Source organism: Larkinella insperata (assembly GCF_026248825.1).
Taxonomy (GTDB): Bacteria; Bacteroidota; Bacteroidia; order Cytophagales; family Spirosomataceae; genus Larkinella; species Larkinella insperata.
Genome location: NZ_CP110973.1, coordinates 497,509 through 512,520, shown reverse-complemented (window position 1 = coordinate 512,520; position 15,012 = coordinate 497,509). Strand labels below are relative to the sequence as shown.

General features: G+C 54.4%; 15 protein-coding genes. 7 read left to right on the top strand and 8 right to left on the bottom strand.

The genetic code is table 11. The annotated features are described in order from the left end of the window. The first annotated feature begins 49 nt into the window (after positions 1-49). Positions 50-286 carry a hypothetical protein gene (locus tag OQ371_RS01935; protein WP_265992023.1) on the top strand — a complete coding sequence of 79 codons (237 nt, stop codon included), beginning with the start codon at positions 50-52 and terminating at the stop codon, positions 284-286. 64 nt (positions 287-350) lie between these two features. On the opposite strand, the gene OQ371_RS01930 is transcribed toward OQ371_RS01935, so the two are convergent. Both OQ371_RS01930 and OQ371_RS01925 read right to left on the bottom strand, forming a co-directional pair. Beyond that, entirely contained in the window at positions 351-1,421 is a 1,071-nt protein-coding gene (locus tag OQ371_RS01930; protein ID WP_265992022.1) for an alpha/beta hydrolase, read from the bottom strand. Positions 1,422-1,554: 133 nt separating this feature from the next. Beyond that, a complete protein-coding gene (locus OQ371_RS01925; RefSeq protein ID WP_265992021.1) occupies positions 1,555-2,586 on the bottom strand; it encodes an SDR family NAD(P)-dependent oxidoreductase in 1,032 nt (343 codons plus the stop codon). A 284-nt stretch (positions 2,587-2,870) separates the two neighbouring features. On the opposite strand from OQ371_RS01925, the gene OQ371_RS01920 reads away from it, so the two are divergent. Next, positions 2,871-3,296, top strand: a complete 426-nt coding sequence (locus OQ371_RS01920; RefSeq protein WP_265992020.1) for a hypothetical protein — start codon at positions 2,871-2,873, stop codon at positions 3,294-3,296. Positions 3,297-3,422: 126 nt separating this feature from the next. On the opposite strand, the gene OQ371_RS01915 is transcribed toward OQ371_RS01920, so the two are convergent. Both OQ371_RS01915 and OQ371_RS01910 read right to left on the bottom strand, forming a co-directional pair. Next, positions 3,423-3,914 (bottom strand): META domain-containing protein, encoded by a 492-nt coding sequence (locus OQ371_RS01915; RefSeq protein WP_265992019.1) that lies wholly within the window; start codon positions 3,912-3,914, stop codon positions 3,423-3,425. Positions 3,915-4,081: 167 nt separating this feature from the next. Next, a complete protein-coding gene (locus tag OQ371_RS01910; protein WP_265992018.1) occupies positions 4,082-4,483 on the bottom strand; it encodes a hypothetical protein in 402 nt (133 codons plus the stop codon). Between the two features lie 234 nt (positions 4,484-4,717). Here OQ371_RS01910 and OQ371_RS01905 point away from each other — a divergent pair, with 234 nt between their 5' ends. Next, positions 4,718-4,951 (top strand): hypothetical protein, encoded by a 234-nt coding sequence (locus tag OQ371_RS01905; RefSeq protein ID WP_265992017.1) that lies wholly within the window; start codon positions 4,718-4,720, stop codon positions 4,949-4,951. 16 nt (positions 4,952-4,967) lie between these two features. On the opposite strand, the gene OQ371_RS01900 is transcribed toward OQ371_RS01905, so the two are convergent. From OQ371_RS01900 to OQ371_RS01885, 4 genes are all read right to left on the bottom strand, one after another. Further along, complete coding sequence (locus tag OQ371_RS01900) at positions 4,968-6,653, bottom strand: arylsulfatase (protein ID WP_265992016.1); 1,686 nt, start codon at positions 6,651-6,653, stop codon at positions 4,968-4,970. Positions 6,654-6,687: 34 nt separating this feature from the next. Further along, complete coding sequence (locus OQ371_RS01895; protein WP_265992015.1) at positions 6,688-7,704, bottom strand: bile acid:sodium symporter family protein; 1,017 nt, start codon at positions 7,702-7,704, stop codon at positions 6,688-6,690. 113 nt (positions 7,705-7,817) lie between these two features. After that, the gene (locus OQ371_RS01890) at positions 7,818-8,684 is read right to left on the bottom strand and encodes a CE1 family esterase (RefSeq protein ID WP_265992013.1); all 867 of its coding nucleotides are present in this window, start codon (positions 8,682-8,684) and stop codon (positions 7,818-7,820) included. Positions 8,685-8,702: 18 nt separating this feature from the next. Next, positions 8,703-9,497: a sialate O-acetylesterase gene (locus OQ371_RS01885; RefSeq protein ID WP_265992012.1), complete on the bottom strand. Its 795-nt coding sequence runs from the start codon at positions 9,495-9,497 to the stop codon at positions 8,703-8,705. Positions 9,498-9,686: 189 nt separating this feature from the next. Between OQ371_RS01885 and OQ371_RS01880 the strand changes: the two genes are divergently transcribed. From OQ371_RS01880 to OQ371_RS01865, 4 genes are all read left to right on the top strand, one after another. After that, positions 9,687-10,154, top strand: a complete 468-nt coding sequence (locus OQ371_RS01880) for a hypothetical protein (RefSeq protein ID WP_265992010.1) — start codon at positions 9,687-9,689, stop codon at positions 10,152-10,154. A gap of 118 nt (positions 10,155-10,272) precedes the next feature. Then, the gene (locus OQ371_RS01875) at positions 10,273-10,680 is read left to right on the top strand and encodes a hypothetical protein (RefSeq protein WP_265992009.1); all 408 of its coding nucleotides are present in this window, start codon (positions 10,273-10,275) and stop codon (positions 10,678-10,680) included. Positions 10,681-10,794: 114 nt separating this feature from the next. After that, positions 10,795-11,931, top strand: coding sequence for a helix-turn-helix domain-containing protein (locus OQ371_RS01870; RefSeq protein WP_265992008.1), 1,137 nt, complete (start codon positions 10,795-10,797; stop codon positions 11,929-11,931). Between the two features lie 116 nt (positions 11,932-12,047). Then, entirely contained in the window at positions 12,048-14,981 is a 2,934-nt protein-coding gene (locus OQ371_RS01865) for a M1 family metallopeptidase (protein WP_265992006.1), read from the top strand. Positions 14,982-15,012 lie beyond the last annotated feature (31 nt).

Sequence of the window (15,012 nt, the reverse complement as noted above, 5' to 3'; positions counted from 1 at the left end):
AAACCGCAAGGGCCGGAAGTTATTCCCGAAAGCAATTTTTAGCAAGGCTATGAAAACGAAACAATGGATATGCGGGCTGTCACTGGCCCTTTTGGCAGCGACCACCCAGTTGGCCTGTCAGTCTAAGACGGAGAAAAAATCCGAAGAAGTCCGGGAAGAATACAAAGATGTCGTTGAGGAACAGAAAGAAGGCGACACCAGCGAGGTAAGAGAAGAACAGGCCGAGCTGGACTCCGCTCGTCAGGATTATAGAGAATTGGCAAAAGACTCGACACGCAAAGAGTAGTTTTTGTTGACAAAAAGCCCAGTGTAGTCTCATCAAGAAACTGCATTGGGCTTTCTTATGGATTTTACTTTCGTTTGGGCTGCTCGAACGACAGATTTTTTGAAAAAAATTGCAGCACCTTTTTCTCCATCCGCTCCGCAATCCGGTTAACGTGATCGCCCTCGTATTCTTCGTAGGTGTGTTTGATTTTGTATTCGTTCAGCACACCGTCCAGAACTTTGATGCTGGCGGCAATGCTCTCGTCCTTCGAGCCGGCATCGAACGCAATCGCGTTTAATTTCTTTAAATTCGGGATGTACTGATCAATCATCGCCAACGGCGTGTTGGCGGCCCACTTGGCCATGACCATCGGCTGAAGCTGGCCGTTTTTCGTCGGTAAATCCAGGTAAAAAGGCGGGTTTGAAGGATTGGGCGACCAGGAAGCCGAGGTCGCAAAAGCGGCTTTGGTGCCGAAATCGGCCTTTTGAACTTCCTCAATCGTCTGGATGGCTTCCAGTTTTCGGGCGGCTTCTTCCGAGCGGTTGGTGTGAATGCCGATGTTCATGCAACAAGGGCTCAGCAGGTAGATGCTGGAGAAAATCTCCGGGTATTTCTGGCCGATCCGCATCGTACCGTAACCGCCCATCGAGTGGCCCGTCAGGCCCCGGCTGGCGGCATTCGGGATGGTGCGGTAGTGGCTGTCGATGTAACTCACCAGTTCTTTGGCGACGAAGTCCTCCCAGTTGCCGGTGGTGATGGAGTTGGAGTAAAAACTACCGAAAAACCGGGTGTAGGCGTTGGGCGTTACAATGATCATCTCGCGCACGGCGGGGTCCGCAAAGGCTTTATCGACCACGTCCGGCAGGTTGATCCAGTGTTTGGTGAAGCCGTACCACTGCGCGTCGTTGTCCGTAAAACCGTGCAGCAGGTACAGCACCGGGTAGCGACGGTTTTTATCGCTTTTGTAACTCGGCGGCAGGTAAACCGAAACCTCGCGGTCGGGCGAATCGCCGGAGAGGTTACCCTCCAGTCCCTTACCGTGCACGTTGATGCGTTCGGCGGTGCCTTTACGGGGCGGAGCGGTCTGGCTATGGGCGCGGCAGGTGATCAGAAGCGCCAAAAAGAGGGTCAGCGCGGGTAGAATAAATCGTTTCATAGGCCGTTCAGGAATGCATTGGACGGACAACTTACAGAGAAGTTTGGGAAGGAGCAAATGCAAAAAAGGCGATCACCCCAGGGGCAATCGCCAGACTATTAGGTGTTGTCTTTTTTAGAAGCCGCTTGAGTGGTTACCACTGATACTGGTTGTTGGCTTCGGCCGCATCGTCGGTCAGGGTTGTGAACACCGAACGGGTGACGGACGTTTCGCTGTCTTTGCCCTGAGCGCGTTGATCACCGATGCCACCGGGAGCCGGTAACAACATGTTAATAACGGATAAGACTTCGGCCGTCAGACCCGGCGCAAAACCGTGTATGGCCGTGGCCAGTTTGGCGGGCAGCGAAATAATCAGTTCGGCCTGGCCGTAACGGCACGCTTCCAGAATCTGCCGGGCGCTTTCCTCGGCGCTTTTCGACAAACCCGGCAGCGAGTCGCCAATTTTAAACCAGGCGTATTCCTTCTCGTTCTGCCCTTTGAAGTAAGCGTTCCGCGGGCTGCCCGTCCGCATCAGTCCCGGACAAACCGTCGTGACATAAATACCGTCTTTCATCAATTCGGCGCGCAAACCTTCGGAGTAGCCCACGAGCGCAAACTTGCTGGTTGTATAGGGCAACAGATGCGGGAAAGATACTTTTCCGCCAAAGGACGCAATGTTGACGATGCGGCCCGCCCGGCGTGTCTGCATTCGGGGCAACACCGCGTTGATCGTGTGAAAAGCCGACCAGAAGTTTGTTTCCATCACCTCCCGGAAATCTTCTTCCGTGGCGTGTTCAACAGGAGTTACCAGAATGGTACCCGCGTTGTTGACCAACACGTCGATCGGGCCGACTTCCTGCTCAACGGTCTGAATGAATTCGGTAACCTCGTCTCGGTCAGTAACATCGCAGGTATACGTAAAAACCGTGACGCCGTTCAACTCAAGATCGGCCTGGGCACGTTCCAGTTCGTCCTGATCCCGGGCACAAATGGCCAGATTGGCCCCTTCCTGGGCAAACTGACGGGCCAGCACCAGGCCGAGCCCCCGCGAACCGCCAGTTATCACTACGGTTTTACCCCGAAATTCCATTTTCCGCAAGTGGTTCAGCAGCGCCTTGGTCGCCAGAATGGCGCCGATTCCGGCTAATCCCCACAAGCCTATTTTGTTCGTGCTGGATAAATTCATTGTGTCTTGTCTTTGTGTTGATTATACTCAACCGCCCCGGCCGCGGAATGTTGCCAATCAACCGCTTTTCTGAGCAAACAGCTTAAAACGCTTGCCAATCCCGACTGTTTCTGTTGCCGGGATTGGCCATAAATTATTAACCGATAAAAATCCGGAGTTAAGGGGTAAAAAAGAGCCGTTGGTCGGTGAAAACCGGATTGTGAGAAAAAAAGATAAAAGTGGATTAAACGTTTTCTCTGGTTGTGCTTCTAAGAGACATAAACAACAAGTTAACACGACCAACCATGAAAACGACCCTCGTCACTCTCTTTACCTTAGCCGTATTAAGCACTGGAAGCGCCATGGCGCAACGCGGATATGATCGTTACCCCGACCCCCGGTACGACAGCCGGAGTTACGATAACCAACGGCGGGATTATGACAACCAACGGCGTGACGATTTTCAGGAAGACATCCGGATCGACCGGCTGGACGCCATTGTCGGCCTGTCGCGTCGGCAGGAGCGCGAACTGAAACGCATTGAAGACCGGTACGACTACCGCGAAATGGAAGCGGCCCGCCGTCGTGATCCGCGAGCCTATCAATATACCCTGCGCCGGAAAAATCAGGAAATGATGTCGGTACTGACCCCGTCGCAACGCGAAAGACTTTTTGCTTACCAACAACAATACCGCCGGAACGACCGGGGTTACTACGGTCGCCGGTACTAATGAACAGTAGTAGTTGAGTCCATACTCAGGGTACGGTTCTGGTTGGAGGATCAGGCCGTTTCCTGAGTAGCATACCCACCGTCTCGTTGGAACGGGGAAGCGGTTTTCGCTTTCCCGTTTTTGTTTTTACCGCGCGAAAATCAGCACTTCCGTGTCGGGGTGATCTTTATCGCCGAGGTACAGCAGCAACTGACCGGAACCATTGAAATCGAAATACGTTGCTTTCGACAAGTTGCGGTAATACTGCTCTTCGGCCTGCTGATCGTCCCGCGGCCCGGCTCTTTCGGTGGTAAAGAAGCCGTCTTTCAGAACCGACAACCCGTTGGCTTGGTCGATTTTCAGGGTTCCTCCGTACCGATTCACAAAGCTGGTACCGCGAGCCGGCAGGGAGTCGCCCGAATGGTTGGCCAGGTTCAGCGTCACCCGGTTCTGCTGCTTTGGCGGCAACGGCTGCTTCCGGTAGTTGGCCAGGCGCCACGTTCCCTCCAGTAACTGCAGCCTAGCCCGCATGGCGGCCACCGCCGGTCCCCCGGTCACTGCGTCGTTACTTTTGTTGCAGGCCCCAAGACCGAACAGGGCGGCTACGGCGAGTAGCGAGGCAAATGTTGACAGGCGCATTCTTCCGGCATTTGAGATAACTTTTGGTATAGAGATTCCCATAAGCGTAGAAAGGTTGGGGAATGCCCCTGGTTGAAGCAAGAACAGCCTGACCATTCAAAACTCAGTTGGTCATGAGTTCGAGGTTTGGGCGATGGGATTTATTGTGGTGGGGCAGAAGGACACTGTTACCGTTTCTCCTCGTAAATCATTTTCGAGCATTTCAGTGCTTTGAAAATAGCGCCACAACCGCCTGACTCACCCCATCTGGTGAAGCTAAACTTGCAGAGGATAGACCCGTTACACCGGTACATAGTTGCGATTCCGCCGTCCGGACGCGAAAAAGTATTAATCCAAAAAACGGGTTGTTTTTGATACGTAGCCTGCATAACTACTAAGCTTCCGGGGTATCTATCATAATTGGCTAGCGTGTCTTCTAGCCAACCTAAGTCTTTTATTGGATTGCTAAACGGATGGGTTGCTGCATTAGAGGGCAAATCATGATAAGAGAGGGCGGCTAAAAACTGAATAGGAGAAGGACTTTTTTCATGACTAATCGTTTTTGAAAATCTGCCCGTTGAAAGATCCATTACAAATGGTTTGACAATTCTAACAAGTTAGAGTCGCATAGGAACAGAAACCTTCTCTTTAACTTTGGCGGGGTTATGAACCGCCATACTACAGCAATGAAGCGAAATATTTTCTATTTATTCCTCCTTTTACTTATAAGCTGTCAATCGACCCGAGAGTATACTATCGAAGATGTGAGTAAGGTTCAGTACTTTTCCTTCAAAAACGAAGGAAGAGCCCGGTTTGACAGTCCAATGAAGTTGTCCGTTGAAGGAGAAGTGGACGGCGACGGTTACATTTACCTCCGAGGGGCCGAACGGGAGATTCTACCATCAGGCAAGGGTAACTTCGAAATCAAAATACACAAAGGCCGAAACCGAAAAACACAAAGCCGGACCATCACCTTGCCGACAAACTATTCACTGAGTTTTGTCTACGTACCCATTAGTGCGAAAGAAGGTAAACTGGATGTAACCGTTGAATTCTAAAAATTGCCCGTGGCTATCACTCCGCCGTTTTAAAGAAATTCCACTCCTTGCGGAAGTCGGCCTTCATGGTTCCTTTCGGAAAAACGTGGTGGGTGTTGGCCCAGGTCGTCCACTGCTGGTCGAGCTTTTTAATCAGGTCGGGCTGCTCATCGGCCCGGTTGTGCTGCTCGCTGCGGTCGGCTTCCAGGTCGTACAATTCCCACGGCGCACCGATGGCACTCACGGCTTTCCACTTGCCGAACCGGATGGCGCGGTGATTTTCGTGCTCCCAGTACATGTACTCGTGCAACTGCCGCGCGCCCTTCGTCAGCACCGGCATCAGGCTTTTGCCCTCAATCGGCTGAATCGCCTGCCCGTTGGCTTCCGTCGGGTAAGTAGCTCCGCTGACTTCCATAAACGTGGGCATGATGTCGATCAGGTACCCCGGCGTGGTCGAAATTGTGCCTTTCTGTTTAAATCCTGCCGGGTAATGCACAATCAGCGGGGTGGAAATACCGCCTTCGTAGGAAACGTGCTTGAAACCCTTGAACGGCGTGTTCGACGCGTTGGCCCACACCGCCCCGTACGAAATAGCGCCCCACTTCGACGCGTCGTTGATATCCGTCACCTTGCCGCCACCCAGGATACCGCCTTCCTGACAGGCGCCGTTGTCGGAAAGAAACACCAGCAGCGTATTGTCCAGCTGTCCGGCCTTTTTAAGGTAACTAACCACCTTGCCGACGTTCTGGTCAATGCGGGAAATCTGGGCGGCATACACCGCCATGCGGTAATCCATTTCTCCCTGCTTGGCTGAGTCCTGCGCCGTCCAGGCCGGGTACGTTTCCGGGCGCGCTGAAAGACCCCACTTCTCGGACGCCAGGCCCATTTTTACCTGTTTCCGAAACCGTTGCTGCCGGAGCGCATCCCAGCCCTGCCGGTAGTGCCCCCGGAATTTGTCAATGTCGTTTTGCAGGGCGTGCAGCGGCCAGTGCGGAGCCGTGAAGGCCAGGTACAGGAAAAACGGCTGGTCGTCTTTCTGATCGCTCAGAAACGAGATGGCTTTATCGGTGAAGGCGTCGGTGGTGTAAAACGGCTGGTTTACTTTTTCAACCCGTTCGTTTTCGTTCCAGATGCCGCGCGGTTGCGTGGGGTTCAGGTAGCTGCTGGCGCCCGACAACAAACCGTAAAACCGGTCGAATCCGCGTTGGCGGGGGTACAAATCCGGATTGCTGGAACCCAGGTGCCACTTACCGGCCATGTACGTATGGTAGCCCGCCGACTTCAGTACTTCCGCCAGCGTGACGCAGTTGCGGTTGAGTTCGCCCCGGTAGCCGTACACGCCGTAGTCGTAATTGACGGTGTTGGCGGGTTCTTTGGTCATGTGGCCGATACCCGCCTGGTGCTGAAACAAACCGGTCATCAGGGCCGCCCGGGTGGGGCAGCAGCGGGCGGTGTTGTAAAACTGGGTGAACCGGACACCGTTGCCCGCCAATTGATCCAGGTTCGGGGTTGGAATCTCCGAACCGTAGCAGCCCAGATCCGAGTAACCCATGTCGTCGGCCATGATCAGGACAATGTTGGGCCGTTTGCCGGCTTTCGGAGACGACAAACCGCTGTCAGCCGTCGGAAAATACAATCGGCTTGTGCTGAAAGCCATCAGAAAAGCCGTTGCCGCCAGCAGCAGAACGCCGACGAAAGAGGATGGGAAGCGCTTCTTTTTCATGTATCAATCAGCCAAGAGATATTTTTGCGTAGAACTAGGCCAGCCGCCGGGCCATGCTCTGCGCCAACACACTGGCGGCAATTAACTGCAAGGCGTGGTACATCATGATGGGCAGCAGGACGATACCAACAACATTGTCCGGAAACAGAACCGTCACCATGACGCTGCCCTGCACCAGTGATTTTTTCGAGCCGCAGAATAAGGCCGTAATCCGGTCCGCGCGGTTGAAGCCCAGCAGCCGACTCGCCAGATTGACCAGGCCGTAGATCAAGAAAAACAGGCCCAGCATGCAGGCACCCACTACCACCAGATCCGAAGCCGTCAGGCTCTGAAACATCCGGCGCTCGAAAGACTCGCAAAACGAAGTATAGACGATCACCAGAATGACAATTTTGTCGAAGTTACTCAGCGCCTTTTTGTATTGTTCGGCCCAGGCACCCAGCCAGCGGTTGAGCACAATTCCCAGCACCACCGGCACAATGACCTGCAGGGCCAGTTTGCCGATGACACTGCCCAGGTCGTAATCTGCCGAATCGGTCGACAGAAACAGCCCCATCCACAGGGGCGTTATAAAGACGCCGATCAGGCTGGAGATGCTGGCGTTGAAAATGGCCGCCGGAATATTGCCGCCCGCCAGAGACACCATGACTACGGACGACGAAACCGTTGAGGGCAGGGCCGCCACGTAAAAAGCCCCCAGCCACAGCAGCCGGTTTTCGTCGGTGCCGAACAGGTGTAGCCCGGCCAGAACAACCAGCGGAAAGATAACAAACGTCGTGAGGTGGATTGTGAAGTGCAGTTTCCAGTTGCTCAGCCCCGCCCGCAGTTTATCGCCACTGAGCCGCAGGCCGTAGAAAAAAAAGATGACCGAGACGCCGATGTTGGCCAGATTCGACAACGAAAACGGCCCTTCCTGAATACCGGGTGTCGGCCAGAGGTACGCCAGCCCGATCATGCCGAGCAGCGCCAGCAAAAACCAGTCTAATCCGGCTCTGGCGGCCAGGGCACTGATGGAGGAAAACGAAAAAGAGGAAGCGGGTTGATTTTTCACTGACTTTCGGGTTGTAACGTATTGCGCAGAGTCGAACGGAGTCTATCCGCGTTAAGCGGAGTTATTCCGGTGATCTTCGTTCCACGGAATAACTTGCGCAATAAACATTGTGTTTACTTCATCTGCCGTTTGAAAAACGCCCAGGCTTCCAGGTACACGTCGATGTCGTTGGGGTAATCGTGCTTGCCGCCGATGACTTTCAGCAGCGTAACTTCGGGTTTGCCCTTCGCCTGATGGGTATACCGTTCAATGGTTTTGCCGTCGTTGGGATCATTGTCGGGCAGCAGCGTTTGGGTGGGTTGCTGGCGATACCCCGCCAGTTCGGACCAGTAACGGAACGTCCGATCCGTTGACCGCACCAGGCCCAGGCTGATGCCGTTGCTGCGGACTTCCCCGCCTTCGTACGGATTGGTTTGATCCGCCGTTCCGTTGACGATCAGGATCGGAACGGCCACGCGTTTTTCGGGGCAATCCAGGTTATTCGTGTCGGGGAGGTTGGCAATCAGGGCCGTAACCGCCCGGAATTTTTCGGGCATCGTCAGGGCCAGCTTGTAGGCCATGTGGCCACCTCCGGAAGTGCCGACGGCAAAAACCCGCTTCGGATCAATCCGGTGGTTTTTGCGAAAATAAGCGATCATGGCGTCAAAAAACGCGTTGTCGTTGATGTTCTCCAGATTGGCCGCCGACTGGGCGGTTTTGCGGCATTCGTTCCAGTAGCGTTTGTAACCGTCGGGATAAACGAGCAGGATGTTTTCATCCGGCGCGATGGCTTCGAGTTTGCTGGCCCCCTTGCGGTTGCCCAAGCCGTTACCGCCCGAACCGTGCAGGACAAAAACCAGCGACGCCCCGGGTTTGGCCGGTTTTAAGAAATGAAAGGTACGGTAATGACCTTCAATTAAAACGGAGTCTGTAACGGTCTGACTGTAAGCTGAACCGCTGATTATGGATAAAAAAAGTAGGGTTAACCGAATGCAATTCATGATCAATGCGAAAGAAAATCAGGGGTTGGTTTTAAGAAGTTTGTGCTGAATAAACACGTCGGCATACCGCTGGCCCAGGCTCCGGGCGGAAGGCGTGTCGAAGTGGGTGGAATCGCCCTTGTGCGTCAGACCGGTTGCCAGAACGCAATACGAATTCGGAATGCGTTTGGTCGCATTTTGCAGGGTTTGGTTGATGGCTCCGGCGTCGGGGTTGCGGCTAACGATGAAATCCCCCAGCGTTCCGACGACAAACGGCACGTCGGGCGCGTTCAGGTCAGTCCGAAACCGTTGCACCAGTTCGGCCAGTTTTTGCCCGTAAGCCGCGGTAAGCTCCGGTTTGGAGTCCGATTCACCCTGATGCCAGAGAAAACCGGCCAGCTCGCCGTTTTCCAGCGCCTTTTTCGCCCGGCGAAGGGCGTCGTCGTACGGGTGAGAGTTGGTCGGTTCGTAATAAGCACCCGGTTTCCAGACATCAATGCCCGAGCCGCCCACCGCGCAGGGTACCAGTCCAATGTTCAGCTTCGGATACGTGTCGGCCAGGCGCTTGGCAAACGAAAAACCCGGCCCGACGCCAATCACGGCCGGTTTGTCGAAGTGCATCGGGTCGCGGGCCAGCGTCCAGGTTTGGTCGCTGGTCAGCATCCAGATGCGCGGATGGGTCTGCTGATCGGCGATTTCGGGCACTCCGCGTCCCGCCATGTTCGACTGTCCAATGAGCAGAAACACCTTCAGGCGGGGCGGCCCACCCTGTTGGAACGCCAGCAGCAGGCAGCCCATCAACGAGAAAAAAGCAAGCTTGGAGACTGTTTTCATCGGTTCGGTTTTCGGTAAAATCCGTCGGACTTTCAATTATACTGTATTTTACCCGAAGTCTGGTAAGCGCCCCACGAATGAAACCCGGGGCGGGACGGTAGAAAATTTGGCCTTGGCCCAACTTCTGACGGTCCGTGTGGTTACTAGCATACAGAAATCAAGGAAACAAATCTTTTCAAGTTGAATGCTATGAACGAAAAACTGACGGCTGAAACGATCGCTCAATCGCTCGGCAGCGGACTGGCGGGCGCTTTCGTATTAACGGTGTTGCACGAATCGGTTCGCCGGGTGGTACCCGAAGCCCCCCGGGCCGACCTGCTGGGAATGCGGGCCATTGCCAAAGGACTAAAAGCCGCCGGGCAACAACCGCCACCGGACGACAAACTACATACCCTGGCGCTGGGCGGGGATATTGTAGCCAATACCTTGTATTATAGTTTGGTGGGCCTTGGCGGTCGCGAGAATGCCTGGCTGCTTGGCTCCACGCTGGGGGCTGCGGCTGGGGTAGGGGCGGTGGCGCTGCCCGGTCCGATGGGCCTGGGAACGGAGCCAAGTGCCCGCACGCCGGCCACGGCGGCCATGACCATTGGCTGGTATCTGGTTGGTGGGCTGGCTGCGGCTGCCGTCTATCAGTTGTTTGGACGCAGTAATCGGTAAAAACATCCGGCTAATCGGTGAAAACCGTCTGCTGGTCGAATGGAGGAAAAGGTCGTTAAACGCGGGGGCAAAAAGGGCCTCTAACCAACAGAAACGAACAAATAAACCATTTACGACCATGAAAAAGACAATCTTCGCCCTCGCAACCATAGCCCTGTTAAGCACCGGTGTTTCCATGGCGCAACGCGGATACAACAACCCCAATGTAAACCGCCATCCGGCTCCGCAAACACTGCCCGGTTCGCGCTACGACGACGTGAAGGAAGATATCAAGATCGACCGTCTGGATGCCATCGTCAATCTGTCGCGGAAACAGGAAAAAGAAATCAAGCGCATCGAAGACCGTTACGACCGAATGGAAATGGCGAGCCAGCAACGTCGCAATCCGAAGATGTACCAACGGTTTCAGGTTCAAAAACAGAAAGAAATCCTGGAGGTGCTGACCAACAAGCAGCGTGAAAAATGGTTTGCATTTCAGCAGTCCAACCGCTTCGATCGCGGCAACGGTTACGGCCGCAGAAGCTAACGTCCGGCGCTGATTCCCCAAGCCCGTCTTCTCAACCGGAGGACGGGTTTTTCTATTTTAGAAAAGTGATTCCGGGGCTCTTGAGCAGTGGCTATCTTTTCGGTAATTTGCCGTATGACGATTCCACCCCTGAATTTAATTCTCCTGCTCGGGACGGCGCAGGGCTTCATCCTGGCGATTTTGCTGTGGTTCAACCGAAAGGGCAACCGGCTCTCGAACCGGCTGCTGGCTGCGCTGGTCGGTTTGCTGGCGCTGGCGAGCCTGGCCGTCGGTATTCCGGTTGCGAACTGGCAAATCAGCCTGTTTATAGATCTGGTCCCGTTGATCATAACGATGCCTTTTGGGCCGCTAATCTATTTTTATACCCGATCGCTGCTTGATCTAGAGTTTCGGCTGGGCAAACGCGAACGGCGGCATTTCTGGCCGGTTGTCATTGACCTGGGGGCCAAACTGATTGCCTGGGTTTTTGTCATCGGAGTTTTGATCGGCAAATTTGATCCGCGCGACAATCAGAAGGTGAGCTATCTGATAGACGAATACAATGTTTACTCCGACATTCCCCGCTGGATTTCGGTAACGGTTTACCTGCTCCTGACCTACCGCTGGCTGACCCGGTTTCAGAACGCAAATCCGTATCTCAATGAACCTCAACGGGTAAACCTGCGCTGGTTACGGATGTTTCTCAAGGTGTTTCTGGGCTTTCAGGTTATCTGGTTTATTCATCTGGTTCCGTACATCATTCCGGCAACCCGCAATGGCCTGCTCGATGCGTTGGGCTGGTATCCAATCTACATTCCCATTGTGGTCATGATTTACTGGCTGGGCTTGTGGGGGTACCTGCATTCGCGGACGCCGGTGCTGCCCGAACCGGTGCGGAAAGCAAGCGCCACGGTCTTGGCCGACGAACTTGTTCGGGAAACGTCGGGCGGACTAATCCGGGCGATGGAAACCGACCGGCTGTACCTTGACCCGGAACTGAGCGTTGAGAAAGTGGGGCGGCATTTGCAGGTATCGCCCAAAACGATTTCCGCCGTGTTGAACCAGCACCTCGGCAAGAGTTTCAACACCTTTGTGAATGAATACCGGCTGGAGGAAGTTAAACGGCGGCTAAACGATCCGGGCAATGCCAACCTGACCTTAACCGGTATTGCGTTCGAGTGCGGCTTTAACTCCCAGGCCACCTTCCAGCGGACGTTCAAGCAGATGACCGGCGTTTCACCCAAAGAATACCTCAACCGCGAAACCGCTTAAGCTACACAACCCTTGCAGGGTTGTGGAACCTTATTTTTTCGAAATTACCTCTCAAATCCGGATTTGAGCAGATTGTCGCATTGTTTTTGGCCTGTTTTGGCCCAAACAATACGACAATGCCATATTTAGCCCATTTCTTCTACCGCCTTCTGTCGGGAATCTCTTTTGCACTTTTTACCTTGTTTGCCCGGGCCCAATCCGGCTCCCTGACGCTGGCCGGAAAGGTTGTCAGCCAGGCCACCGGCGAGCCAATCCCTTCGGCAAACATCACGGTTGTCGGGCGAACCGCCGGGGCGGTGACGAATGACAATGGCGCATTCCGGCTCACGATTCCGTCGGTGTCTGCCTCCGATAGCCTACGGATTTCGAGTGTCGGGTTTCGGTCCGTGACCCGGAAAATTCCGGAAGTTGGGCGGCAAAAGCTGACCATTCGGCTGAAACCGGCCGCCGTGACGCTGGACGAAGTGCGGGTGCGAGCCCGCCGGAAAACCGCCGTCGACATTCTGCGAGAAGCCGTAGCCGCCATACCGCGCAATTACGATACGACCTCCAGGCAGCTAACGGCTTTATACCGGGAAGACCAGCAATTTGACGCTCAACCGGTTGTTTCCAGCGAAGCGGTGCTGTCCGTCTACAAAGCGGCCTACAACCAGGCCGAAATCAAAGATGGCCTGAAGTTGATTAAAGGCCGGAAAAAAGAGTATGACCGGGCCATTCATAAACTTCCGCTCATCATCAACTTAAGCAACGGAGCGCGGAATTTGCTTCTATACAGCGATTTTGTAAAGCTGGCTTCGCATAAACGCAACATCATTAACGAACGAAATTTCAAGTACTACGATTTTACGCTGAGCACCCTCAAAGGCGACCGGCTGATGTATCTCATCACGTTTAAACCGGGTAAACGGAAGCGAAAAGCGTTTGGTACGGGTAAGCTATACATTGACGCTCAAACGATGGTGTTTGTCCGGGCCGAATTTCAGATGACGCAAGCGGGCGTTGACGCGGAGAACAAGCGGCAGTGGCTTCTAAAGAAGCTGGCGTCGGCGGTGCACAGAATGAATTTGAAGTTTACGGGGCTCAAAGAAGTGGTGACCTACAGCCAGCCCGAGGGGTCGGGCCAGTGGAACCTGAGCCATGCCGAGCGGCAATACAGCTTTCAGATTGACAGCAGATCACGAAATCTAATCGAAAAAGCCTGGGAGGTAGCAACCCGTTTCACCATCACGGAAGTAGGACCCAAAGGCGTATTGCCGTTTACGGAGGCCAATTTGGCCGAAAACCAGAGCCCCTTCAGCTCCCTGGTCAACAACGAGAGTAACCTGAATTCCTGGGAAAGTAACCTTACCCCGCAGCAGCCGGCGACCCATTCCGGGCTACCCGAACCGCCAAGAGCCGTCTCGAAACCGGACTCGTCAAAAAACCGGGTTGGAAACCCGGTTGGAAATCGGCAGAACGGCTTTACCCGGGCCGACACGCTGCGGGGCAAACTGACGCCATTGCGCAGCAACTACGACGTGACCTTCTACGACCTGGCTGTGAAAGTAGACATTGCCGACCAGGCCATCAGCGGAACCAATAAAATGCGCTTTCGGGTGCTGGCTGCGCTGGATAAACTCCAGGTGGATTTATACGCCAATATGGCGATTCACCGGATTCAGCACGCCGGAAAGCCGCTTACCTACACGCGGGAACATGATGCGGTTTTTGTGCAGTTTCCGGAAACCTTACAAGCGGGCAGCGAGCACGAACTGGAAATTGAGTACGCCGGAAAACCGCAGGTGCCGGATTTAGCCGTGCCGATGATGGGCGGTTTTCTATGGGAAAAGGACCGGGACGGCAATCCGTGGGTGCAGGTGGTTTGTCAGGGGTCGGGCGCCAGCCTGTGGTGGCCCAACAAAGACCACCTGTCCGACGAACCCGACAGCATGCGAATCCGCGTGACCGTTCCGGGAAAACTGATGAATATTTCCAACGGGCGGCTGGTGGGCAAAACCGCCCTGCCGGGCAACTGGACGCAATATGACTGGTACGTTAGTTACCCGATCAACAATTACAACGTGACCCTGAACATTGGGAAATACGCCCACCGGCGGGAGACTTACGGCCCGGATTCGCTGACGCTGAATTACTATTATATGCCCTACAATGCGGAACAGTTTCGCTGGGTTTTCGACGGCGTTAAACCGATGCTGGCGACGCTGGAAAAGCACTACGGCAACTACCCGTTCCCGCGCGACGGCTTTACGCTGATGGAATCACTGTATCCGATGGAGCACCAGAGCGCCGTATCGTTTGGGAAGCTGCCCGCCCGCCGGCCCGATTCGCTGACGGCGGCCGATAGCCTGGCTTTGATGAAACTGGTCTGGCACGAAGTGTCGCACGAATGGTGGGGCAACAACGTCAGTTGCCGCGACATGGCCGACCTGTGGATTCACGAAGCGTTTGCGACGTATTCGGAAGGGTTTTACCTGGATTCGGTGGTCGAGGACGGTGAGTTAGGGTATGTCGCTTCGTTGTTACCGCAGGTCATCGGTCGGGAACCCATCATCGGCGTTCGCGATGTAAACCATATCCACTACGAAATTGGGGATCTATACGCCAAAGGTGCCTTGGTGCTCTATACGCTCCGCCATACGCTCCGGAATGATTCGCTTTGGGCGGCTATGTTGAAAGACATTCAGGAGCGGTTTCGGCTTCAGACGGTTTCCACAAAGGACCTTATTGATTACCTGAACGAAAGAACCTGCGCCGACTACACCCCGTTTTTTGACCAGTACCTGAACCACACGGCCCCGCCCACCCTGCAGGTCAAACTGGTGGAAAAACCGCAGGCGCTGGTAGTGAATTACCGCTGGCAGACCGACGTGCCGAATTTCCGGATGCCAATTCTGGTCACCCAGAAGCCGGATCAGTTCGAATTCATCACGCCCACGAACGACTGGCAGACCATGACGCTGCCCAACATGACCGCCGACGATTTTGAAGCAGACGAAATCCGGTTTTACGTAAACATTGAAGAAATTGAGCCGGAGTTTCTAAAACAATAATACCGAACGATGGCGGCTAAAGACCGGTTTC